22 protein-coding genes are annotated in these 23,097 nt (G+C 73.6%); 15 read left to right on the top strand and 7 right to left on the bottom strand.

The window, feature by feature from the left end; all coding sequences use genetic code 11:
* Genes AC1WTP_RS30430 through speB form a run of 6 tightly spaced genes read left to right on the top strand, consistent with a single transcriptional unit; the run spans position 1 to position 6,553 of the window.
* Positions 1-1,161 (top strand): ABC transporter ATP-binding protein, encoded by a 1,161-nt coding sequence (locus AC1WTP_RS30430; protein ID WP_481652686.1) that lies wholly within the window; start codon positions 1-3, stop codon positions 1,159-1,161.
* Positions 1,158-2,072 carry an ABC transporter permease gene (locus AC1WTP_RS30425; protein WP_481652685.1) on the top strand — a complete coding sequence of 305 codons (915 nt, stop codon included), beginning with the start codon at positions 1,158-1,160 and terminating at the stop codon, positions 2,070-2,072. Before AC1WTP_RS30430 ends, AC1WTP_RS30425 begins: the two co-directional genes overlap by 4 nt.
* On the top strand, positions 2,069-2,923 hold the full coding sequence (locus AC1WTP_RS30420; RefSeq protein WP_481652684.1) for an ABC transporter permease: 855 nt from the start codon (positions 2,069-2,071) through the stop codon (positions 2,921-2,923). Before AC1WTP_RS30425 ends, AC1WTP_RS30420 begins: the two co-directional genes overlap by 4 nt.
* On the top strand, positions 2,920-4,341 hold the full coding sequence (locus AC1WTP_RS30415) for an NAD(P)/FAD-dependent oxidoreductase (protein ID WP_481652683.1): 1,422 nt from the start codon (positions 2,920-2,922) through the stop codon (positions 4,339-4,341). Before AC1WTP_RS30420 ends, AC1WTP_RS30415 begins: the two co-directional genes overlap by 4 nt.
* Entirely contained in the window at positions 4,341-5,543 is a 1,203-nt protein-coding gene (locus AC1WTP_RS30410) for a saccharopine dehydrogenase family protein (protein ID WP_481652682.1), read from the top strand. The genes AC1WTP_RS30415 and AC1WTP_RS30410 overlap by 1 nt, the downstream gene beginning before the upstream one ends.
* The gene (gene speB / locus AC1WTP_RS30405; protein WP_481652681.1) at positions 5,540-6,553 is read left to right on the top strand and encodes an agmatinase; all 1,014 of its coding nucleotides are present in this window, start codon (positions 5,540-5,542) and stop codon (positions 6,551-6,553) included. Before AC1WTP_RS30410 ends, speB begins: the two co-directional genes overlap by 4 nt.
* A gap of 254 nt (positions 6,554-6,807) precedes the next feature.
* Here the strand turns inward: speB and AC1WTP_RS30400 are convergent, their stop codons facing one another.
* Genes AC1WTP_RS30400 through AC1WTP_RS30390 form a run of 3 tightly spaced genes read right to left on the bottom strand, consistent with a single transcriptional unit; the run spans position 6,808 to position 10,000 of the window.
* Entirely contained in the window at positions 6,808-7,155 is a 348-nt protein-coding gene (locus AC1WTP_RS30400) for a DUF779 domain-containing protein (protein WP_481652680.1), read from the bottom strand.
* Complete coding sequence (adh, locus tag AC1WTP_RS30395; RefSeq protein WP_481652679.1) at positions 7,155-8,660, bottom strand: aldehyde dehydrogenase; 1,506 nt, start codon at positions 8,658-8,660, stop codon at positions 7,155-7,157. Before adh ends, AC1WTP_RS30400 begins: the two co-directional genes overlap by 1 nt.
* 38 nt (positions 8,661-8,698) lie before the next feature.
* Positions 8,699-10,000, bottom strand: a complete 1,302-nt coding sequence (locus tag AC1WTP_RS30390; protein ID WP_481652678.1) for a GAF domain-containing protein — start codon at positions 9,998-10,000, stop codon at positions 8,699-8,701.
* A 238-nt stretch (positions 10,001-10,238) separates the two neighbouring features.
* On the opposite strand from AC1WTP_RS30390, the gene AC1WTP_RS30385 reads away from it, so the two are divergent.
* The 5 genes from AC1WTP_RS30385 (at position 10,239) to AC1WTP_RS30365 (ending at position 14,845) form a co-directional block, all read left to right on the top strand.
* A complete protein-coding gene (locus AC1WTP_RS30385; RefSeq protein ID WP_481652677.1) occupies positions 10,239-10,904 on the top strand; it encodes a response regulator transcription factor in 666 nt (221 codons plus the stop codon).
* On the top strand, positions 10,901-11,953 hold the full coding sequence (locus AC1WTP_RS30380; RefSeq protein ID WP_481652676.1) for a sensor histidine kinase: 1,053 nt from the start codon (positions 10,901-10,903) through the stop codon (positions 11,951-11,953). The genes AC1WTP_RS30385 and AC1WTP_RS30380 overlap by 4 nt, the downstream gene beginning before the upstream one ends.
* Before the next feature lie 98 nt (positions 11,954-12,051).
* Positions 12,052-13,077 carry a threonine ammonia-lyase gene (locus tag AC1WTP_RS30375; protein ID WP_481652675.1) on the top strand — a complete coding sequence of 342 codons (1,026 nt, stop codon included), beginning with the start codon at positions 12,052-12,054 and terminating at the stop codon, positions 13,075-13,077.
* Positions 13,074-14,213, top strand: coding sequence for a D-alanine--D-alanine ligase family protein (locus tag AC1WTP_RS30370; protein WP_481652674.1), 1,140 nt, complete (start codon positions 13,074-13,076; stop codon positions 14,211-14,213). Before AC1WTP_RS30375 ends, AC1WTP_RS30370 begins: the two co-directional genes overlap by 4 nt.
* Positions 14,210-14,845, top strand: coding sequence for a M15 family metallopeptidase (locus AC1WTP_RS30365; protein WP_481652673.1), 636 nt, complete (start codon positions 14,210-14,212; stop codon positions 14,843-14,845). Before AC1WTP_RS30370 ends, AC1WTP_RS30365 begins: the two co-directional genes overlap by 4 nt.
* A gap of 19 nt (positions 14,846-14,864) precedes the next feature.
* On the opposite strand, the gene AC1WTP_RS30360 is transcribed toward AC1WTP_RS30365, so the two are convergent.
* The gene (locus AC1WTP_RS30360) at positions 14,865-15,686 is read right to left on the bottom strand and encodes an NmrA family NAD(P)-binding protein (protein WP_481652672.1); all 822 of its coding nucleotides are present in this window, start codon (positions 15,684-15,686) and stop codon (positions 14,865-14,867) included.
* 140 nt (positions 15,687-15,826) lie between these two features.
* On the opposite strand from AC1WTP_RS30360, the gene AC1WTP_RS30355 reads away from it, so the two are divergent.
* A complete protein-coding gene (locus AC1WTP_RS30355; protein WP_481652671.1) occupies positions 15,827-16,540 on the top strand; it encodes an RlpA-like double-psi beta-barrel domain-containing protein in 714 nt (237 codons plus the stop codon).
* Between the two features lie 119 nt (positions 16,541-16,659).
* On the opposite strand, the gene gabT is transcribed toward AC1WTP_RS30355, so the two are convergent.
* Entirely contained in the window at positions 16,660-17,934 is a 1,275-nt protein-coding gene (gene gabT, locus AC1WTP_RS30350; protein ID WP_481652670.1) for a 4-aminobutyrate--2-oxoglutarate transaminase, read from the bottom strand.
* A 63-nt stretch (positions 17,935-17,997) separates the two neighbouring features.
* A complete protein-coding gene (locus tag AC1WTP_RS30345; RefSeq protein ID WP_481652669.1) occupies positions 17,998-19,434 on the bottom strand; it encodes a gamma-aminobutyraldehyde dehydrogenase in 1,437 nt (478 codons plus the stop codon).
* Between the two features lie 145 nt (positions 19,435-19,579).
* On the opposite strand from AC1WTP_RS30345, the gene AC1WTP_RS30340 reads away from it, so the two are divergent.
* Positions 19,580-21,019, top strand: coding sequence for an aldehyde dehydrogenase family protein (locus AC1WTP_RS30340; RefSeq protein WP_481652668.1), 1,440 nt, complete (start codon positions 19,580-19,582; stop codon positions 21,017-21,019).
* Position 21,020: 1 nt separating this feature from the next.
* Here the strand turns inward: AC1WTP_RS30340 and AC1WTP_RS30335 are convergent, their stop codons facing one another.
* Positions 21,021-22,253 (bottom strand): SUKH-3 domain-containing protein, encoded by a 1,233-nt coding sequence (locus AC1WTP_RS30335; RefSeq protein ID WP_481652667.1) that lies wholly within the window; start codon positions 22,251-22,253, stop codon positions 21,021-21,023.
* Between the two features lie 78 nt (positions 22,254-22,331).
* Here AC1WTP_RS30335 and AC1WTP_RS30330 point away from each other — a divergent pair, with 78 nt between their 5' ends.
* Positions 22,332-22,745: a YbaB/EbfC family nucleoid-associated protein gene (locus AC1WTP_RS30330; RefSeq protein ID WP_481652666.1), complete on the top strand. Its 414-nt coding sequence runs from the start codon at positions 22,332-22,334 to the stop codon at positions 22,743-22,745.
* On the top strand, positions 22,745-23,083 hold the full coding sequence (locus AC1WTP_RS30325; protein WP_481652665.1) for a hypothetical protein: 339 nt from the start codon (positions 22,745-22,747) through the stop codon (positions 23,081-23,083). The genes AC1WTP_RS30330 and AC1WTP_RS30325 overlap by 1 nt, the downstream gene beginning before the upstream one ends.
* Positions 23,084-23,097: the final 14 nt, after the last annotated feature.

Here is a 23,097-nt window from a genome sequence, read left to right as displayed (position 1 = left end):
GTGGCATCTGTGGGGCGCGAGACACCGGCCGGCGACCTGCGGCTGGCCAACCTCACCAAGCGGTTCGGCATCTTCACCGCGGTCGACGATCTCAGCCTGACCATCCCGCAGGGCTCGTTCTTCGCCCTGCTCGGCGCGTCCGGCTGCGGCAAGACCACCACGCTGCGGATGATCGCCGGCCTGGAGGAACCGACCAGCGGGCAGGTGCTCCTCGGCGACCGGGACATCGCCCGGCTCCGCCCGTACAAGCGGCCGGTCAACACGGTGTTCCAGAGCTACGCCCTCTTCCCGCACCTGGACATCTTCGAGAACGTGGCGTTCGGCCTGCGCCGGCGCGGCATCCGCAAGGTCGACGACCAGGTCGAGCGGATGCTGGCGCTGGTGCAGCTCGACGGGTACGGCCGGCGCCGCCCGGCCCAGCTCTCCGGTGGCCAGCAGCAGCGGGTCGCGCTGGCCCGGGCGCTGATCAACCATCCGCAGGTGCTCCTGCTGGACGAGCCGCTCGGCGCGCTCGACCTCAAGCTGCGCCGGCAGATGCAGATCGAGCTGAAGCGGATCCAGACCGAGGTCGGGATCACCTTCGTGCACGTCACCCACGACCAGGAGGAGGCCATGACGATGGCCGACACGGTCGCGGTGATGAACGCCGGGAAGATCGAGCAGCTCGGCGCCCCGGCCGAACTCTACGAGTTCCCGGCCACCGCGTTCGTGGCGAACTTCCTCGGCCAGTCCAACCTGCTCGCCGGCGAGGCCGCCGGCGCCGCCGGGGGCGAGGTGCCGGTCGCCGCGCACGGCGCCCGATTCGCCGTGCCCGCCGACCGGGCCCGGGTCGACCGGGGCCCGGTCTATCTGGGCGTACGCCCGGAGAAGCTGCACCTGGTCGGCTCCGCCGACCAGGTCCCCGCCGGGCACCAGCACGTCACCGGGATGGTCACCGACGCCTCCTACGTGGGGGTGAGCACCCAGTACCTGCTGCGCACCGGCTGGGGCAGCGAGCTGTCGGTCTTCGTGGCGAACAGCGGCGCGACCGGCCAGCTGGCGGTCGGCACCGAGGCGGTGGCGCACTGGGACCCCCGGCACGCCTTCCTGCTGCCCCGCGAGCCCGGCGCCGACGACCGGACCAGCCCGGTGCTGGACGAACCGGTGGGGGCCTCCTCGTGAGCGTGCTGGCCCACGTGCCGACCGGGTCGGGGCAGCCGGCGGCGGCGGAGCGGGCCGCCCGGTCCGGGCGGTACCGGTTCCTGCCGTACCTGCTGCTGCTGCCCGGCGCGGCCTGGCTCTTCCTCTTCTTCGCCGTGCCGCTGTTCCAGCTCGCCGCGGCCAGCCTCTACGACCCCAGCGGCTCGCTCTCCACCGGGTACGCGCTGACCTGGGCGTTCGGCAACTACCCGGACGCGTTGCAGGCGTACTGGCCGCAGTTCACCCGGTCCTTCCTCTACGCCGGGATCGCGCTGGTGCTGGCGCTGCTGATGGGCTACCCGCTGGCGTACGCCATCGCGCAGAAGGCCGGCCGGTGGAAGAACCTGCTGCTGGTCTGCGTGATCGCGCCGATGTTCACCAGCTTCCTGGTGCGCACCCTGGCCTGGAAGACCATCCTGTCGGACAACGGAGCTCTGGTCGGGCTGCTGCGCGACGTGCACCTGCTCGGCCCAGACGGCCGGCTGCTGGCCACCCCGGTCGCGGTGGTGCTCGGCCTGACGTACAACTTCCTGCCCTTCCTGGTGCTGCCGCTGTACGCGAGCCTGGAGCGGCTGGACTACCGGCTGCTGGAGGCGGCCAGCGACCTCTACGCCAGCCCGGTGCGGGCGTTCCGCAAGGTCACCCTGCCGCTGTCGATGCCCGGCCTGGTCGCCGGCACGCTGCTCTTCTTCATCCCGGCCAGCGGCGACTACATCAACGCGGAGCTGCTCGGCACCCCGAACGAGTACATGATCGGCAACGTCATCGACTCGGCGTTCCTGGTCCGACTGGACTACCCGCAGGGCGCGGCGCTGTCCTTCCTGCTGATGGCGGCGATCCTCGCGGTGGTCTTCGTCTACCTGCGCCGGGCCGGCACCGAGGAGGTGGTGTGACCGTGGGACACCGCTTCGGTCGCTGGCTGGCCGACCACTGGGTGCTGGGGGTGGGGTTGCTGGTGCTCGGCTACCTCTTCCTGCCCATCGCCGTGGTCGCCGGTCTCTCCTTCAACCGCCCGTCCAGCCGGCTGTCGTACGACTTCCACGAGTTCACCCTGGACAACTGGCGCAACCCGTGCGCCACCTCGGACATGTGCGACGCGGTGGTGCGCAGCGTCCAGATCGGGTTCATCGCCACCGCCGTCGCCACGGTGCTCGGCACCCTGATGGCGTTCGCGCTGGTGCGGCACCGGTTCCGCGGCCGGTCCGGGGTCAACGTGCTGATCTTCCTGCCGATGGCCACCCCGGAGCTGGTGATGGGCACCTCGCTGCTCGCCCTCTTCGTCTCCGCCGGGGTGCCGCAGGGCTTCTGGACCATCGTGATCGCGCACGTGATGTTCTGCGTGTCGTTCGTGGTGGTCACGGTCAAGGCGCGGCTGGCCGGGATGGACTCGCGGCTGGAGGAGGCCGCGATGGACCTCTACGCCAGCGAGTGGCAGACCTTCCGGCGGATCACCCTGCCGCTGGTGATGCCCGGCATCGTGGCCGCCGCGCTGCTCGCCTTCTCGCTGTCGTTCGACGACTTCATCATCACCAACTTCAACGCCGGGACCACCGTCACCTTCCCGATGTACGTCTGGGGCGCCGCCCAGCGGGGCATACCGCCGCAGGTCAACGTCATCGGCACGGCGATGTTCGTGATCGCGCTGCTGCTGGTGCTGGCCAGTTCGCTGCGCGGCCGGCGAGGTCGCCGCGCCGACCTGCGGGTCGGACCGGTGGCCGGCGGGCCGACCCGGCGACCGTCATGACCGGCCCGCATCCCGGCCGGGCGCTCGCCGACGCGGCGCCCGTGCCGTACTGGCTGGACCGTCCGGAACGCCCGGACCCGTTGCCGCCGCTGACCGGCCCCGACACCGCCGACCTGCTGGTGGTCGGCGGCGGGTACGCCGGGCTGTGGAGCGCGCTGCTGGCCAAGCGGGACGACCCCGGCCGGGACGTGCTGCTGGTCGAGGCGGGCACCTGCGGCTGGGCGGCGTCCGGGCGCAACGGCGGGTTCTGCGCCGCCTCGCTCACCCACGGGCTGGCCAACGGCGTCGAGCGCTTCCCCGACGAGATCGACGTGCTGGAGCGGCTCGGCCGGGAGAACCTGGACGCCATCGCGGCGACCGTCGAGGCGTACGGCATCGACTGCGACTTCGCGCGCACCGGCGAGCTGGCGGTCGCGGTCGAGCCGTACCAGCTCGACGGGCTCGCCGAGGAGGCGGAGCTGGCCGGCCGGTACGGCCACGACGTCCGGCTGCTCGACCGGGACCAGGTACGCGCCGAGGTGAACTCGCCGACGTACCTCGGTGGGCTCTGGGACACCGACCGGGTGGCCATGCTCGACCCGGCGAAGCTGGCCTGGGGGCTGCGTCGCGCCTGCCTGACCGAGGGGGTGCGGATCGCCGAGCACACCCGGGTGACCGGGCTGCGCCGCGACGGCGCCGGCCTGCGGGCGAGCACGGCCGGTGGCCGCGACCGGGCGCCCGGCCGGATCCGGGCCGGTCAGGTGGTGCTGGCGACCAACGGATTCCCGCCGCTGCTGCGCCGGCTGCAGGCATGGGTGGTGCCGGTCTACGACTACGCGCTGATGACCGAGCCGCTCGCGGACGACGAGCTGAAGTCGATCGGGTGGGCGAACCGCCAGGGGCTCGCGGACACCGGCAACCAGTTCCACTACTACCGGATCACCGCCGACAACAGGATCCTGTTCGGCGGGTACGACGCCGTCTACCACTACGGCAACCGGGTGGCCCCCGCCCTGGAGCAGAACTGGGACACCTTCTGCACCCTCGGCGCGCACTTCTTCACCACCTTCCCGCAGCTCGACGGCCTGCGGTTCAGCCACCGCTGGGGCGGGGTGATCGACACCTGCACCCGGTTCTGCCCGTTCTTCGGCACCGCGTACGACGGCCGGCTGGCGTACGCGGCCGGGTTCACCGGGCTCGGCGTCGGGGCGACCCGGTTCGGCGCCGGGGTGATGCTCGACCTGCTCGGCGGCGGGGACACCCCGCTGACCCGGCTCGACCTGGTGCGCCGCAAGCCGCTGCCGTTCCCGCCCGAGCCGGCCCGCTCGGTCGGCATCAATCTCACCCGCTGGTCGCTGGCCCGCGCCGACGCGCGCCAGGGCCGGCGCAACCTCTGGCTCCGTACGCTCGATCGTTGTGGTTTGGGGTTCGATTCCTGATGCGCATCCTGCTCGTGGGGGCCGGCGGTGTCGGCTCCGCCGCGGTCGCCATCGCCGCCCGCCGCGCCTTCTTCGAGACCATGGTGGTCGCCGACCACGACCCCGCCCGCGCGGCCCGGGCGGTGGCCGGCCACGGTGACCGGTTCGTCGCCGCCACCGTCGACGCCTCGTCCGCGGACGCGGTGGCCGCGCTCTGCCGGGAGCACCGGATCACCCACGTGCTCAACGCGGTCGACCCGCGCTTCGTCATGCCGATCTTCGACGGGGCGTACGCGGCCGGCGCCGACTACCTCGACATGGCCATGTCGCTGTCCCGGCCGCACCCGGAGCGGCCACACGACGAGACCGGGGTGAAACTCGGCGACGAGCAGTTCGCGGCCGCGGAGAAGTGGTCGGCCGCCGGGCGGCTGGCGCTCTGCGGCATCGGCGTCGAGCCGGGCCTCTCCGACGTCTTCGCCCGGTACGCCGCCGACGAACTCTTCACCGGAATCGACGAGATCGGCGTCCGGGACGGGGCCAACCTGACCGTGGACGGCTACGACTTCGCGCCGTCGTTCTCCATCTGGACCACCATCGAGGAGTGCCTGAACCCCCCGGTGGTCTGGGAGGCCGGCCGGGGCTGGTACACCACCCCGCCCTTCTCCGAGCCGGAGGTCTTCGAGTTCCCCGAGGGGATCGGCCCGGTCGAGTGCGTCAACGTCGAACACGAGGAGGTGCTGCTCATCCCGCGCTGGGTCGACGCGAGGCGGGTCACCTTCAAGTACGGCCTCGGCAACGAGTTCATCGAGGTGCTGAAGACGCTGCACAAGCTCGGCCTCGACTCGACCGCGCCGGTGCGGGTCGGCGGGGTCTCGGTGTCCCCGCGCGACGTCGTCGCGGCCTGCCTGCCCGACCCGGCCACCCTCGGCGACAGGATGCGCGGCAAGACCTGCGCCGGCACCTGGGTGCGTGGGACGGGCGTGGACGGCAGCCCGCGCGAGGTCTACCTCTACCACGTGGTGGACAACGAATGGTCGATGAAGGAGTACGGCCACCAGGCGGTGGTCTGGCAGACCGCGGTGAACCCGGTGGTGGCGCTGGAACTGCTGGCCGGCGGCGCCTGGGCCGGCGTCGGGGTGCTCGGCCCGGAGGCGTTGCCGCCGAAGCCCTTCCTCGACCTGCTCACCGGTTACGGCTCGCCGTGGGGGGTGGCGGAGCGATGACCCGGTACGGCCCGATGTACGGCCCCGACGTCACCTTCCTCGGCGTCCCCCGCTGCTCCCTCGACGAGCCGGCGACGTTCGCCGACGCCGACGTGGTCGTCGTCGGCGCGCCCTTCGACGGCGGCACCTCGCACCGGCCGGGCACCCGGTTCGGGCCGTCCGCCATCCGGCAGGCCTGCTACCTGCCGCACGACGGCTCCCGCCCGTCGCTGGCGCTGCGCGTCGACGGGCTGCGCGACCTGCGGGTGTACGACGCCGGCGACGTGGAGATGTTCTCCGGCGACATCGAGCGGTCCCTGGCCGCCCTGGAGTCCGCGGTCTTCGCGGTCGCCGCGGCCGGCGCCATCCCGATCGTGCTCGGCGGCGACCACTCCATCGCGCTGCCCGACGCCACCGGGGTGGCCCGCCACCACGGGCTCGGCCGGGTGTCGCTGGTGCACTTCGACGCGCACGCCGACACCGGGGACATCGAGTTCGGCTCGCTGCACGGCCACGGCCAGCCGATGCGCCGGCTCATCGAGTCCGGCGCGGTACGCGGCGACCGGTTCCTCCAGATCGGACTGCGCGGCTACTGGCCGGGCCCCGAGGTCCTGTCCTGGATGGCGGAGCAGCGGATGCGGTCGTACGAGATGACCGAACTGGTGTCGCGCGGCCTGGACGAGTGCCTGACCGAGGCGTCCGGGATCGCGGTGGACGAGTGCGAGGGGGTCTTCCTCTCCGTCGACGTGGACGTGGTCGACCCCGGCATGGCACCGGGCACCGGCACCCCCGAGCCGGGCGGGCTGACCTCCCGGCAGCTGCTCGACGCGGTCCGCCGGATCTGTTACGAGCTGCCCGTGGTCGGCGTCGACGTGGTCGAGGTCGCCCCGCCGTACGACCACGCCGACATCACCGCGTACCTGGGCAACCGGGTGGTGCTGGAGGCGCTGTCGGCCATCGCCCGCCGCCGTAACGACGCCGCCGGCGGTCCGGCCTGGGACCCCCGCCAGCCCCTGCTCGACGGCCGCTGACCCCGAGCGCCCGTGCGCTGACCGCACCCACGGCAACCCCGGGAGCCCCGCCTGCGCATCGCCTTCGACCACGGCAACGACCTGCGTCAGATCGGGTGAGCCCGCCACCTGTCTCGGGCAGCCCGCCACGGGTGGAGACGGTGATACCTGTGAGTCATCAAAATGACTCACAGGTATCACGCCTGCGGGTGGTGGCGTCCCCAGCCGTCTCACTCTGCGTTACGTCGCCCGTCCGTCGAGCGGCGGGGTCCGGGTCAGGCGGCCAACTGGGAGCGGATGAGGAAGCGGACGCCTTCCGGGGCTTCGAGGGAGAAGCCGCTGCCCCGGCCGGGGACCACGTCGACCGTGAGCCTGGTGTGTTTCCACAGCTCCCACTGCGCGGTGGACATCCAGAACTCGACCGGCTCCGGGACGCCCTCGATCGTCAGGGCGGCGAGCAGCACGTCCGAGCCGCCGGTGCGGAACTCGCCGGCCGGGTAGCACATCGGGGCGCTGCCGTCGCAGCAGCCGCCGGACTGGTGGAACATCAGCGGCCCGTGCTGCTCCCGCAGCGACCGGATCAGCTCGACCGCGGCCGGCGTCACCGACACCACGTCACCCATCAGAAGAAGCCGAGCTTCTTGGGGGAGTAGCTGACCAGCAGGTTCTTGGTCTGCTGGTAGTGCTCCAGCATCATCTTGTGGTTCTCCCGGCCGATGCCGGACTGCTTGTAGCCGCCGAACGCCGCGTGCGCCGGGTAGGCGTGGTAGCAGTTCGTCCAGACCCGGCCGGCCTGGATCGACCGTCCGGCCCGGTACGCGGTGTTGATGTCCCGGGTCCAGACGCCCGCGCCGAGGCCGTAGAGCGTGTCGTTGGCGATCTTGACCGCGTCGTCGAGGTCGGCGAAGGAGGTCACCGAGACCACCGGACCGAAGATCTCCTCCTGGAAGATCCGCATCGAGTTGTCGCCCTCGAAGATGGTCGGCTCGACGTAGTACCCGCCGGAGAGTTCGCCGTCCAGGTCCGCCCGGGCACCGCCGGTCAGCACCTTCGCGCCCTCCTGCCGCCCGATGTCCAGGTAGGACAGGATCTTCTCGAGCTGGTCGTTGGACGCCTGCGCCCCGATCATCGTGTCGGTGTCCAGCGGGTGCCCCTGCTTCACCCGGCGGGTCCGGTCCACGGCGGCGGCGAGGAAGTCGGCGTAGTGGCCCTGCTGGATCAGCGCCCGGGACGGGCAGGTGCAGACCTCGCCCTGGTTGAGCGCGAACATGGTGAACCCTTCGAGCGCCTTGTCGAAGAAGTCGTCCCGGGACGCGCTGACGTCGTCGAAGAAGATGTTCGGGCTCTTGCCGCCCAGCTCCAGGGTGACCGGCTTGATGTTCTCGCTGGCGTACTGCATGATCAGCCGCCCGGTGGTGGTCTCGCCGGTGAACGCCACCTTGGCCACCCGGGGCGAGGAGGCCAGCGGCTTGCCCGCCTCGACGCCGAAGCCGTTGACGATGTTCACCACGCCCGGCGGCAGCAGGTCGGCCACCAGCGAAAGCCAGTAGTGGATCGACGCCGGGGTCTGCTCGGCCGGCTTGAGCACCACCGCGTTGCCGGCGGCGAGGGCCGGGGCGAGCTTCCAGGTCGCCATCAGGATCGGGAAGTTCCACGGGATGATCTGCCCGACCACGCCGAGCGGCTCGTGGAAGTGGTAGGCGACGGTGTCGTCGTCCAGCTCGCCGAGGGAACCCTCCTGGGCCCGGATCGCCCCGGCGAAGTACCGGAAGTGGTCGATCGCCAGCGGGATGTCGGCGGCCAGGGTCTCCCGGACCGGCTTGCCGTTCTCCCAGGTCTCCGCGATCGCCAGGGATTCCAGGTTCTCCTGCATCCGGTCGGCGATCCGGTTGAGGATCAGCGACCGTTCGGCGACCGGCGTGCGGCCCCACGCGTCAGCGGCGCCGTGCGCGGCGTCGAGCGCCTTCTCGACGTCCTCGGCGGTGCCCCGGGCCACCTCGCAGAAGGTCTGCCCGGTGACCGGCGTGGGGTTCTCGAAGTAGCGACCGCCGTGCGGCGTGACGTACTCGCCGCCGATGAAGTGGTCGTAGCGGGACTGCCAGTGGGTGGGCGCGTCGTAGCGCGTCATGGTTACCTCCGCCGTCCGATCGGGTGACGGCGGAGAAGCTAGTTTCCGGGACGTTGCAGCAACGTTGCGCGCGGCAGGTCGTACTCCCGGGACAGCTGCTCGACGCGGGCCAGCGCGAGCGGCCGGCGCGGCGCGCCCGGCGGCGACGCCGCGGCCAGCGCCTGCCAGGCGGTCAGGTCGTCGGCGCCGGCGGGCGTCGCGGTCCAGGCCGCGAGCAGCGCCGGGTCGCGGGTGGCCAGCACGGCCGCGCGGAGCTGGCCGTCGAGCAGCCGGCGCAGTCGGGTCACCCCCGGCGCGTCCGAGCAGGGCAGCAGCGGCCCGGCGTACGCGTCGAGCGCGCCCGCCGGATCGCCACGTTCCAGCAGCTCGCCGACGGTGCGGAAGTCGGCCCGGACGGTCCCGCGCAACCGGTACGGCCGGGAGTCGAGCAGGTCGGGGCCGAGGATGCGGCGCAGCCGGGACAGCTCCGCGCGCAGGGTCACCGGGTGCAGCCGCTCGTCGCCGTAGAGGTCGAGGCCGAGTTGCTCGCCGGTGCGTCCCTCGGGGTGGTCGAGCAGCAGCACGAGCAGTTCGCTGTGCCGGCGGCCGAGCCGGAGCCGGCGCCCGTCGACCCGCAGCTCCGCCTCGTCCCGGCCGAGCGCGGCGACGGCGACCGTCCCCGGCTCGACCGGCCGGTCGGCGGCGAGCTGTGCCTCGGCGGCCCGGGCGGTGGCCCGGACCAGCGCCAGGCTCTGCGGGTTGGCCAGGTGGTCGCCGCCGGTGATGTCGACCGCCCCGAGCAGCCGCCCGGTGGCCGGGTCGTGGATCGGCGCGGCGGCGCAGGTCCACCGCTGCACCGGCCGGCTGAAGTGCTCGGTGGCGAAGATCTGCACGCTGTGGTCGATCGCCAGGGCGGTGCCCGGGGCGTTGGTGCCGGCGTGCGGCTCGTCCCAGCGCGCTCCGGGAACGAAGTTCATCCGCTCGGCGTGCCGGAGCACCCCCGGATGCCCCTCCACCCAGAGCAGCCTCCCGTTGGCGTCGCAGACCGCCATCAGGTGCGCACCGTCCTGGGCGATGCCACCGAGCAGATCGCGGAAGAGCGGCAGCACCCGGGCGAGCGGGTGGGCGGCGCGGTAGCTCTCCAGCGCGTCGTCGGTCAGGTCGACCGGTGGGGTGGTCTCCGGGTCGAGCAGCGCGGCCGAGCGGCGCCACGAGTGGGCGACCACCTCCCGCAGCCGCCGGTCGGTACGCCGGGCCGCCTCCGGCCCGCCGGCGAGGAACGCCTCGTGGGCGGCGCCGACCTGCGCGATCCGCTCCGCCGGATCCACGCCGAATTCCAGGGCGAGCCACGGGTCGGCCATCGGCGACCTCCTCGCGCCCCATCGTGACGCAGCTCACCCCGGATCGCCAAGTGCGATCCCGGACCGGGGACGGACGCTCCCAGACGGCGTACCGGGGCGGCAAGCTCCCCCGTCCGGCTCGCGGGTGTTTGTGCCGGGATCGCCGCCGTGGAGGATGGCTCCTGCGGGTGCTTACAGAACCCTTAGCTCCAGCCTGAGACGGTGTCCGGGACAACGAGGAACCACGGGGAGAGCAAGCGTGCGGGTGTTGGTGGCGGACGACGAGCGGTTGCTGGCGGACACGGTCGCCGAGGGGCTGCGCCGCCTCTCCATGGCGGTCGACGTCTGCTACGACGGCGACGGCGCGCTGGAGCGGATCGGGGTGAACCGGTACGACGTCGCCGTGCTGGACCGCGACATGCCCGGGCACACCGGCGACGAGGTGTGCCGCAGCATCGCCGACTCGGACGCGGGCACCCGGGTGCTCCTGCTCACCGCCGCGGCCGGCATCCGGGACCGGGTCGAGGGGCTCGGGCTGGGCGCGGACGACTACCTGACCAAGCCCTTCGCCTTCGCCGAGCTGGTCGCCCGGGTGCAGGCCCTCGGCCGGCGCTCCGCCCCGGCGGTCCCGCCCGTGCTGGCCCGGCACGGGGTGGTGCTGGACGTGGCCCGGCACGTCGCGACGCGGGACGGCCGCCCGCTGAACCTGAGCCCGAAGGAGTTCGCCGTGCTGCACGTGCTGATGCGCGCGGGCGGCCGGGTGGTCAGCGCGGAGGAGCTGCTGGAGCAGGCCTGGGACGAGTTCGCCGACCCGTTCACCAACGCCGTCCGGGTCACCGTGATGACGCTGCGCAAGAAGCTCGGCCCGCCGGCCGTCATCCACACCGTGCCGAAGGCCGGCTACCGGATCGGCGGCCCGGAGTGACCCCGCGCCACCGGGTCGCGCTGGTCGGCGTACTCGCCCTGCTCGTCGGGTACAGCCTGCCCGGCCTCGGCAAGTGGCTGCTGAGCTTCGTGTGGCTGCGCGGCCGGGAGTTCTGCGACCTGCCGCTGCCCGGGTCGGGGCTGGTGTGCCAGCCGGCGCGCGACCTCGGCGTGGCCCTGTACCCGCTGACCATGCTCGGTGTGCTCGCGGGCGTGGTGGTCGCGATCTGGGCGGCGGCGGTGTGGTGCCTGCGGCCGGTGCGGGACCTCGCCGAGCCGATCGCGCACGTCGGTCCGCAGAACCTCGGGCACCGGATCCGCCGGCCGGGCCACGACGAGCTGGCCCGGCTGTCCCGGGCGATCGACGAGATGATGGAGCGGATCTCCGCCGGGTACGAGGGGCAGCGACGGTTCGCCGCGAACGCCTCGCACGAGCTGCGTACCCCGCTGGCGGTGCAGCGGACGCTGATCGAGGTCGGCATGGCGCAGTCGCTCACCGCCGAGCAGTTGGAGCTGCTGACCGCCCAGCTGCTGCAGACCAACGAGCGCAACGAACGGCTGATCGAGGGGCTGCTCACGCTGAGCGAGAGCGACCAGGGCCTGCGCTCCCGGACGCCGCAGCGGCTCGACGAGATCGTGGCCGGGGTGCTGGCCGGGTACCAGGACCGGGCCCGGGCGGCCGGCGTGACGATCGGGAGTCACCTCACCCCACGGGTGGTGGCCGGGGAGCGGGTGCTGTTGGAGCGCCTGGTGACCAACCTGGTGGAGAACGCGATCAAGTACAACCGGCCCGGCGGAACCCTCACCGTCGCGGTCGGCGGCACCCCGGCGCTGACCGTCGTCAACACCGGTCAGGTGGTGCCGGCCGAGGCGGTGGCCGGCCTGTTCGAACCGTTCCGGCGGTTGGCCGCGGACCGGACCGGTCACGGCGGCGGCGCGGGCCTCGGCCTGGCCATCGCCCGGTCGATCACCCAGGCGCACGACGGCATCATCGCCGCCCGTCCCGCCGAGTACGGCGGCCTGCGGGTCGAGGTCCGCCTGCCGCACTGACCCGGCCGGCCGGCACACAACCCGGTGAGAAGCCCCTCGGGGGCCGCGCAGCGCGGCACCCCGTCAACCGGCGTGCCCGAAAACCGAAAGGAGACGACATGTCCCAGAGCGACGCACCGGCCCAGGCCGGTCCGGTCCGGGCCGACGTCGAGGAGGCCGCGCGCTGGCTGGCCGGCCAGGTGGTGCGCACCCCGGTGCTGCACTCCCCGGCGATCGACCGGCTGGCCGGCGTCCGGATGCTGATGAAGGCGGAGAACCTGCAGAACGGCGGCTCGTACAAGATGCGCGGCGCGCTGCTGGCGGTCGGTCGGCTCGCCGCGGCCGGCGGGCACGGCGGCGTGGTCGCGCAGAGCACCGGCAACCACGCGGTGGCGGTGGCGCTGGCCGCCCGCCGGCACGGGATGGCCGCCACCGTGGTGCTGCCGGTGGACGCGGCGCCGACCAAGGTCGCCCGGGCGAGGGCGGCGGGTGCGCGGATCGTCCTCGCCGGCACCGCCGAGGAGCGGCTCGCGGTGGCCCGCGACGTCAGCGACGCCACCGGGCATCCCGTCGTCGACGCGTACGACCACCCGGACGTCATCGCCGGTCAGGGCAGCGCCAGCCTGGAGCTGATCGAGGAGGCCGAGCAGGCCGGCACCCCGCTGGACGCGCTGGTGCTGCCGGTCGGCGGCGGCGGTGGGGCGGCCGGCGCCTGCCTGGCCGCCGCCGGTCGGCCGATCGAGGTGTACGGCGTGGAGCCGGTCGGCTGCGACTCGCTGGCCCGGAGCCTGGCGGCCGGCCGGCCCACGCCGGTCGCGCCGGCGCCGACGATCGCCGACGGCCTCCGGCCGTCCTGCGTGGGGGAGCTGCCGTTCGCGATCCTGCGCACCGCGCTGCGCGGGGTCGTCCGGGTGGACGACGAGGAGATCGCGGCGGCGTTCCGGCTGCTGCTGCTGGAGCTGAAGGTGTTGGCCGAACCGTCCGGCGCGGCCGGCCTCGCCGGGGCGCTGCGGATCGCGGCCGACGGCCGGCACCGCACCGTCGGCGTGGTGCTGACCGGCGGAAATGTCGAGGCGGACCTGGTGGCCCGGTTGGCGGCCCACCGGCAGGCCGACGTCACGAGTGTGGAAGGTAGGGCGGCATGAGCGCGCCGGTCCGGATCGGAATCCTGTTCGGTGGCCCGTCCGCGGAGCACGAGGTGTCCTGCGCCTCGGCTCTCGGCGTGGCCCGGGCCCTGGCCGGCGGCGGGTACCGCACGGTCGCCATCGGGGTGACCCGCACCGGGGGCCTCCGGCTGGTGCCGGACGCCGTCCTGGCGGAACTGCGGGACGGCGCCGGGGCGGACCGCGCCATCGACGACCGGTTGGCGGTGACCGGGCCGGCGGTCGAGCTGCGGGCCGGACCCCGCCCCGGGACGGCGGTGGTGTCCGCGGCGAACGCGTCCGGCGCGGTGCACGCCGAGCTGGACGTGGTCTTCCCGGTGCTGCACGGCCCGTTCGGCGAGGACGGCGTGGTCCAGGGGCTGCTCGAGTCGCTGGGCGTGCCGTACGTCGGGTGCGGCATCCTGGCCTCCGCGGTCGGCATGAACAAGGTGGCGATGAAGCGGGCGCTGCGCGCCGAGGCCGTGCCGATCACCCCGCACGTGGCGTTCGACGCGCCCACCTACCGGGCGGCCGACGACCTGGAGAAGCTGGTGGTGGGGCTGCGGCGGCCGCTCTTCGTCAAGCCGGCCAGCATGGGCTCGTCGATCGGGATCTCCCGCGTCGACGAGGGTGACGACCTGGCGGCGGCGGTCGAGGAGGCGTTGCGCCACGACCACCTGGTGCTGGTCGAGCAGGGCGTGACCGGCCGGGAACTGGAGTGCGCGGTGCTCGGCGGGTGGCGGCCCGAGGCGTCGGCGGTGGGCGAGGTGCGGGTCTCCGGCGGCTGGTTCGACTACCGGCAGAAGTACTTCGGCGACGCCGATCCGATGGTCGTCCCGGCCGCGCTGCCAGAGGACGTCACGGACCGGATCCGGGAGCTGTCGCTGCGGGCGTTCGCCGCGATCGGCGGCTGGGGCCTGGCCCGGGTCGACTTCCTCTACGACGAGGCGTCCGGCGACCTCTACGTCAACGAGCTGAACACCATGCCCGGCTTCACCGCGCACTCGATGTACCCGAAGGTGTGGGCGGCCGTCGGCGTCGGCTATCGGGAGATCGTGGACCGGCTGGTCGAGCTGGCCTTCGCCCGGCACGCGGAGCGCTCCGCCACCGCCCGCATCGCCACCGGGAGCCAGCGATGATCCTGCTCGCCGATCCCCGGGTGGCGGCCGTGCCGAGCGCCGACGACGGCGAGCCGCTGGTGGACCTGCGCGAGCTGCCGGAGCTGCGGCTGGATCCCCGGGCGGCCGACCCGGCCGGCGCGTACGCCCGGCTGCGCCGGGGGGTCGCGGACCGGTTGCTGGCCGCGCAGCGCGCGTTGCCGGCCGGTCTGCGCCTGCTGGTCATCGAGGGATACCGGCCGTACCGGGCCCAACTGGAGATCTTCACCGGCTACCGGGAGGAGTTGCGCCGGGCGCACCCGGACTGGTCTCCGGAACGGCTGCACCGGGAGACCACCAAGTTCGTCTCGCCGGTCGAGGTGGCGCCGCACAGCACCGGCGGGGCGGTCGACCTGACCCTGTGCACCGAGGACGGCGTCGAGCTGGACCTGGGCACGGCGGTCGACGCCACCCCCGAGGCCAGCGGCAACGCCTGCTTCACCGACGCGCCGGCCATCCCGGCGGCCGCTCGCCGGCACCGGCGGATCATGGGCGACGCGCTGCGCGGCGCGGGCCTGGTGAACTACCCGACCGAGTGGTGGCACTGGTCGTACGGCGACCGGTACTGGGCGCTGCTGACCGGCGCCCCGCACACCCGCTACGGCCCGGTGTGACCCGGCGGCCGGGGGCGGCTCAGCGGAAGGCGTCGGCGTGGGCGCGGGCCCAGTCGGCGAAGGTCCGGGGCGGCCGGCCGAGCAGCCGCGCGACGGTGTCGGTGACGGTGTACGCGACCGGCGGCGGGTCGCCCTGCCAGGACGCGAGCAGGTCGACCAGTTCGTCGTCGTAGCCCGCCTGCCGCCACCGGGCGCGGGCCTGCTCCTCGGTCAGCTCGACGAAGCGGAGGTCACGGCCGATCGCCTCGGCGACGGTGGCCAGCCGCTGGCGCGGGGTGAGCGCCTGCGGGCCGGTGAGGGTGTAGACCCGGCCGGCGTGCCCGTCGCCGGTGAGCACCTCCGCCGCGACCGCGCCCACGTCGGCCTCGTCGACCTGCGCGCTGCGGACGTCGGCGAACGGCTCGCGTACCTCGCCGGCGTCGCGGATCGACCCGGCCCAGCCGAGGGTGTTGCCCATGAAGTCCACCGGCTGGAGCATCGTCCACTCCAGAGACCCGGCCCGGGCGGCCTCCTCGACCGGGCCGGGTCGGCCGTTCCAGAGCACGGCCAGCCGCCGGACACCGGCCCGCTGCGCGAGGGCGACGATCTCCGGCCCGGTACGGAGCGTGGCATAGTCGTCACCTCCGACGGTCAGCAGGTGCACGCCGACGACGCCCTCGAACGCCGTCGCCAGCGTGGCCGGGTCGGTGAGGTCGCCGGCCACCACCTCCACCCCGGCCGGCAGCACGGCGGCCCGGGCCGGTTCCCTGGTCAGGGCGCGTACCGGCACCCCGCGCGCCAACAGTTCGGACACCACGTGCCGGCCTGCCTTGCCCGTCGCGCCGGTCACCAGATACGTCATGGAACCCCTCCTTTTCCCCGGCTCGACGCTAGAACCTGAACCCGGCTTCAGGTCAACATCCGGGACCGCGGTGAACGGTGCAGCGCTCCCAGTCCGTACCAGGCGTCGAACGACACCACCGGACGACGGGAGAGACAACGGTGAGGGTGCAGCGGAAGCACGTGCTGGCGGCGGGTGTGGCGGTGGTCGCCTCGGCGGTCGTGGCGGTGGGCACCGGGCTCGGATTCGCGGACAGCGCGCCCGCGCGCGCCTCGGTGTGCCAGGGTTCGGTGACCTTCTCGGCCGAGGGCGGAGCGCCGGCGGCGACCAGCGACCGGTTTCCGGTGGGTACCCGGCTGCGGGTGACCAACCTGGACAACAACCGGTCGACCACGGTGACGGTGACCGGCCCGTCGGGCAGTTGCGTGCTGCTCAACGCGGCCGCCATGGACCAGGTGCGCGAGCCGGGCAAGAACGTGATCCGACGCAACGTGGTGGAGCGCCTGGACGGCGGCGCGGCGCAGCCGGGCGGTGGCGCGGCGCAGCCGGGCGGTGGCGCGGCGCAGCCCGGCGGCGGGGCGGCGCAGCCGGGTGGTGGGGTGGCGCAGCCGGGTGCCGGCCAGCCGGGTGGCGCGTCCGCCTGCCCGGGGTCGGTGACCTTCTCGGCCGAGGGCGGGGCGCCGGCGGCGACCAGCGACCGGTTTCCGGTGGGTACCCGGCTGCGGGTGACCAACCTGGACAACAACCGGTCGACCACGGTGACGGTGACCGGCCCGTCGGGCAGTTGCGTGCTGCTCAACGCGACCGCCATGGACCAGGTGCGCGAGCCGGGCAAGAACGTGATCCGACGCAACGTGGTCGAGGTGCTGCGCTGACCTGATGGACGACGGGCCCCTCGCCGCACGGCGAGGGGCCCGTCCCGGTGCCACCGGTGGTGGCCGCGCTGCTGACAGGGAGCCGCGCCGAGCACCCGCCCGGCCGGCCCACCCGGGTGTCAACCGCCGAAGGCGGCATCCAGGATGTCCAACCCCCGGCGCAGGTCGGTGGCGGAGATGACCAGCGGCGGCAGGAAGCGCAGCACGTTGCCGTACGTGCCGCAGGTGAGGGTGAGCAGGCCGGCGGCGTGACAGGCCGCCGACACCGCCGCCGTGGCGACCGGGTCGGGGGTGAGCGTGCCGGATCGGACGATCTCCACGGCGAGCATCGCGCCCCGGCCGCGTACCTCGGCGATCACGCCGGTGCGCTCGGCGATGGCCTGCAGCCGGGGCACCATGGTCGCCTCGATCCGCCGCGCGGCGCCGGCCAGGTCCAGCTCGTGCATGGTCTCGATGCTGGCCAGGGCGGCGGCGCAGGCGAGCGGGTTGCCGCCGTACGTGCCGCCGAGGCCGCCGACGTGCACCGCGTCCATCAGCTCGGCCCGCCCGGTCACCGCGGCCAGCGGCAGCCCGCCGGCGATGCCCTTGGCCAGGGTGACCAGGTCCGGCTCGACCCCCTCGTGCTGGCAGGCGAACCAGTCGCCGGTGCGGCAGAACCCGGTCTGGATCTCGTCGGCGACGAAGACCACCCCGGTCGCGGTGGCCCACTCGCGCAACGCCGGCAGGAACCCCGGCGCCGGTACGACGAACCCGCCCTCGCCCTGGATCGGCTCGATCAGCAGCGCGGCGACGTTCTCCGCGCCGACCTGCTTCTCGATCATCTCGATCGCCCGGGCCGCGGCGGTCGCGCCGGCCAGGCCACCGTCGCGCAGCGGGTACGACATCGGCACCCGGTAGATCTCCCCGGCGAACGGCCCGAACCGGTGCTTGTACGGCATGTTCTTCGCGGTCAGCGCCATGGTCAGGTTGGTCCGGCCGTGGTACGCGTGGTCGAAGACCACCACCGCCGGCCGCCCGGTGGCGTGCCGGGCGATCTTCACCGCGTTCTCCACCGCCTCGGCGCCGGAGTTGAACAGCGCCGAGCGCTTCTCGAAGGCGCCCGGGGTGAGCGCGTTGAGCTGCTCGCAGACCGCCACGTACGACTCGTACGGTGCGACCATGAAGCAGGTGTGGGTGAAGCGCTCGACCTGCGCGCGGACCGCCTCCACCACCTTCGGGGCGGAGTTGCCGACGTTGGTCACCGCGATGCCGGCGGCGAAGTCGATCCACTCCCGCCCGTCGACGTCGATCATCGTGCCGCCCGACGCGCGGTCCACGTAGGACGGGATGACGCTGCCGACGCCCCGGGCGACGGCGGCGCCGCGTCGCTTGTGCAGCTCCTCGCTCGACGCCACGGCGCCGCCTCCCGTTCGCGACTGCGGGGCTCGCAGACCCGGCTCACTCCTCGCGGTCACCGATCAGCCCTCGATGTTGTGCATGACGTGCTTGATCCGGGTGTAGTCCTCCAGGCTGTAGACCGAGAGGTCCTTGCCGTGCCCGGAGTGCTTGAAGCCGCCGTGCGGCATCTCGGAGACGAACGGGATGTGGGTGTTCACCCAGACGCAGCCGAAGTCGAGCCGGCGGGTCATCCGCATCGCCCGGCCGTGGTCCCTCGTCCAGACCGAGGCGGACAGGCCGTACTCGACGCCGTTGGCCCAGCGCACCGCCTCGTCCTCGTCGGTGAAGCGCTGCACGGTGATGACCGGGCCGAAGACCTCGTCCTGGATGATCTCGTCGGCCTGGCGCACGCCGGAGACGACGGTCGGGGCGTAGAAGTAGCCGCGCTCGCCGATCCGCGAGCCACCGGTGTGCAGCTCCGCGTGGTCGGGGAGCCGGTCGACGAAACCACTGACCCGGGCCAGCTGGTTGACGTTGTTCAGCGGGCCGTAGAGCACGTCCTCGTCGTCCGGCGCGCCGGTCTTCGTGTTGCGGGCCTGCTCGGTCAGCGCCGCGACGAAGTCGTCGTGGATGCCGGGGCCGGCGAGCACCCGGGTCGCGGCGGTGCAGTCCTGCCCGGCGTTGAAGTAGCCGCCGACCGCGATCGCCTCGGCCGCCGCCGCCACGTCCGCGTCGTCGAAGAGCACCACCGGGGCCTTGCCGCCCAGCTCCAGGTGGGTCCGCTTGAGATCCGGCGCGGCCGCGGCCGCCACCTCCATGCCCGCCCGGGTCGAGCCGGTGATCGACACCAGCTGCGGGGTCGGGTGCGCGACCAGGCTACGGCCGGTGTCCCGGTCGCCGCAGACCACGTTGAACACGCCCGGCGGGAAGAACTCGGCGGCGATCTCGGCCAGCAGCAGCGTGGACACCGGGGTGGTGTCCGACGGCTTGAGCACCACCGTGTTGCCGGCGGCCAGGGCCGGGGCGATCTTCCAGACCGCCATCATCAGCGGGTAGTTCCACGGGGTGACCTGGGCGCAGACGCCGATCGGCTCGCGCCGCACGTACGAGGTGTGCCCGGCCAGGTACTCGCCGGCCGAGCGCCCCTCCAGCAGCCGGGCCGCGCCGGCGAAGAACCTGAACTCGTCCACCGCCGGCGGCAGTTCCTCGTCGGCGGTGAGCTGGCGCGGCTTGCCGGTGTTGCGGACCTCCGCGTCGACCAGCTCGGCCGCCCGGGCCTCGACCGCGTCGGCGAGCTTGAGCAGGGCCTTCTGCCGCTCGGCCGGGGTGGCGTCGCGCCAGCTCTCGAACGCGCCGGCGGCGGCCTTCATCGCCGCGTCCACGTCGGCGGCACCGGAGACCGGGGCCTGCGCGAAGACCTCCCCGGTGCAGGGGTCGATCAGGTCGGCGTAGCCGCCGTCCACCGGCTCGACGTACTCGCCGTTGACGAAGTTGCGCAGCTGCTGCTGGTCACTCATGACTCGATCTCTCCGAAGGGGGGCCGGGGGTGCGGGTCTGCGGCGGTAATCGCAGTCTGTGTGCCATCTTCGCTACTGAATTCGCGGCAGACAAGGGTTAAGGCGACTGTTTCCGTGGACTGCTCGGTCGTCTAGGCTGCTCAGCGTGGAGCCCGTAGCCTTCTATGTCGCCGGCCGTCCCGCCCACGGCGAGGGTGAGCTGACCGTGCACCACCCGTACGACGGACGGGCCGTCGGTCGTACCACCCATGCCACGCCCGACCAGGTCGAGACGGCCGTCGCCGCGGCGGCCGAGGTGGCCCGGGCGGCCGCGGCCCTGCCCGCGCACGCCCGCGCGGCGGCCCTGGACCACGTCTCCCGGCGGCTCGCGGAGCGGGCCGACGAGGTCGCCCGGCGGATCACCGCGGAGAACGGCAAGCCGCTCAAGTGGGCCCGCGCCGAGGTCGGCCGGGCGGTCTCCACCTTCCGGTGGGCGGCCGAGGAGGCCCGCCGGTTCTCCGGCGAGCTGCAACGCCTGGACACCGACCCGGCGGCCACCGGGCGGATCGCCCTGGTCCGGCGGGTGCCCAAGGGGCCGGTGCTCGGCATCGCGCCGTTCAACTTCCCGCTCAACCTGGTCGCGCACAAGGTCGCGCCGGCCATCGCGGTGGGCGCGCCGATCATCGTGAAACCGGCCCCGGCCACCCCGCTGTCGGCGCTGCTGCTGGGCGAACTGCTCGCCGAGACGGAGCTGCCGGCCGGGATGTTCTCGGTGCTGCCGCTGCCCAACGAGCGGGCCGCCGAGCTGGTCACCGACCCCCGGCTGCCGGTGGTGTCGTTCACCGGCTCCGGACCGGTCGGCGCGGCGATCCGCCGGTCGGTGCCCGACAAGCACGTCACCCTGGAGCTGGGCGGCAACGCCGCCGCGGTGATCTGTGCGGACTGGAACACCGACGAGGACCTGACCTTCGCGGCGCACCGGATCGCCACCTTCGCCAACTACCAGGCCGGGCAGTCCTGCATCGCGGTGCAGCGGGTCTACGTGCACGAGTGGCTCTACGACGGCTTCCTGCCCCGGCTGGTCGCCGCGGTGCAGGAGCTGCGCACCGGCGACCCGGCCGACGAGCGGACCGACGTCGGACCGCTGGTGTCGGAGGACGCCGCCCGCCGGGTCGAGGCGTGGGTGGACGAGGCGGTCACGGCCGGCGCGACCATCGAGGTCGGCGGCCGGCGGGAAGGCGCGACCTACCCGCCGACGGTGCTCTCCGGAGTGCCGGCCGACGCCAAGGTCAGCGCCGAGGAGGTGTTCGGGCCGGTGCTGGTGGTCGCCCGGGTCACCGACGACCAGGCCGCGTTCGCCGCGGTCAACGACTCGGCGTACGGGCTGCAGGCGGGGGTCTTCACGCACAGCCTCCAGACGGCCTTCCTCGCCGGGCGGGTCCTGGAGGTGGGCGGGGTGATCGTCGGGGACGTGCCGTCGTACCGCGCCGACCAGATGCCGTACGGCGGGGTGAAGGGCAGCGGCGTCGGGCGCGAGGGGCTGCGCAGCGCGATGGAGGACTACACCGAGCCGCGGGTCATGGTGCTGACCGGGTTGACGTTGTAGCTCACCAGGTGCCGTCGTCGCGGACCCGGGCGGGGGCCCGGCCGAGCAGCAGGGTGGTCAGCGCCCTGTCGACGTCCGCGCCGAGGAACCACTCGCCGGCCTGGTCGAGCGCGAAGATCCGGCCGTGCTCGTCCACGGCGATGATGCTGTCCTGCTGCTCGGTGCCGATCGGGAAGAGCCGCGCGCCGAGCACGGCGGCGAAGTCGGCGAGGGTGTCCGCGGTGTGCGCGACCTGCCGCGGGCGGATGTCGAACCGGGAGATCCACACCTGCTCACCGGGGCCACGCCGGGCGCCGACGAGGCTGGGGAAGGCGGTGAGCGTCGACGTGGCGGCCGGGAAGGCGGCGTGGCCGTGGGTCCTGCCGCGGACGGCGCTGACGTCCCGGACGGCCGACGCCGCGACGATCATGTCTCCCTCGTGCGGCCGCCAGCCGGCTGCCACGAGCGCCTGTGCGACATCGGGCGGAAAGCGACCCGGCTCGGGGTCGGGCTGCGGCTCGGGACGCCAGGGCACGGTGTAGCCCCGCTCGGACCACGGCAGGACGTTGAAGTCGACCAGCACGTCGACACACGAGTCGCACGGGCGGTCGGCGGGACCGCCGTGCGGGTCACCCGGCTCCCGTACCCGGAACACCTCGAACCGGGCGGACCGGAGGAGGTCCCGCGCCTCGGCCATGCCCATCGGGGCGATGCCCTCGGCCGCGCGACGGTGGTCGTACTCGTGCAGGACGTCGGAGACGACGACGAGCTCGGCGTGCCGGTCGCCGCCGCGGACCAGGTGGCCCACCGGCAGATCCGCGAGGTACCGCCGGACCAGCGGGTGGTGGTTGAGCCTGAGATCGCCCTTGGCGCCCCGGGCGGTGTGGATCCGGCCGTGGATCGTCAGGTGGGCGGCCGTGTCCGGGGTGGGGAGCCGGCGGATCTCGCGGAGCAGGCGGCTGGCCGGGTCGACGGTGCGCGGGGCGCTCGGCCCGGCGGGCCGGCTGCGCCGGTACATCTCCGCCACGTCCGGCGTCGGCACCCGTGGCCAGGTGGTGATCTCGCCCGTCTGCTTGTCGACCACGGTGGTCGGCAGGTCACCCGGCACCGTCCGTGCGGCCAGGGCCACAGTGGACGTGATGACGTAGCCGAGGTCGAACTCGTCGACCGTCGGGGTGCACTCGTAGCCCAGTCGCTGTGAGTCACGTCGCGCCCACACTGCGGCGAGCTGCTCGGCGTGCTGGCGGTCGATCACCCCTCCGAAACTACCGGACAACGCGATTCCGTGGCACCCGGTATGGTCCACCCTACTGACGGTGACGGGGAGGCCGCGTTGGCAGAGAGCGTGGACCGCGACGCCAACCGCGCGCTGCGGGCGCGGTTCGACGAGGTGTACGGGCAGTACCAGCGGTTACGGTCCGGTTTGGACGAATTGCAGGCCCGGCTCGCCGAGCTGTGCGTCACCCGGCGCTCCGCCGACGGGCAGGTCACCGCGACCGCCGGCGCCCGGGGCGAGCTGATCTCGGTGGAGCTGACCGCCGCGGTCTACCACGACCGGGATGCGGCGGGATTGAGCCGGAAGATCACCGAAACGGTCCATCGGGCCAGCGCCGCGGCGGTGGCGGCCAGCCAGGAAATGGTGGCCGGGCACCTGCCCGCCGGCTCCGGGTCGCTCGATTTCGTGCGTACCGGTGACTTCGGGGCGCTGCTCGGCCGGGCCGACGCCGCGCTGCGCGGAGAGCGGTGATGGACGGCCAGCTCTGGCTCGATCCGCGGCGTGCCCGACGCGCCGGCGCCGACCTGTCACACGCGGGCGAGGCGGTGACCGCGCGCCGCGAGCAGCTCGGCGCGGCGATCGCGGCGGCGAGCGCGCAGCGACCCTGGGGCCGGGACGACATCGGGGCCGCGTTCGAGCAGCGGTACCGCGGCTTCGAGGAGACGGTGCTGCGCGCCTGGGAAGGGGTGGGTGGTCACCTGGCCGGGCTCGGTGCCGACGTGGTCCGCTCCGTCGAGGCCGACCTGGCGGCCGACGCGGCGGGCGCCGGCCGGCTCGACCGGGTCGCCGACCGGCCGCAACAGTGCTGATCCGCTCTGGAGAG

Source organism: Micromonospora sp. R311, assembly GCF_056780015.1.
Note: the sequence above shows the minus strand (reverse complement) of the source record. Positions and strands in the feature narration are given on the sequence as shown.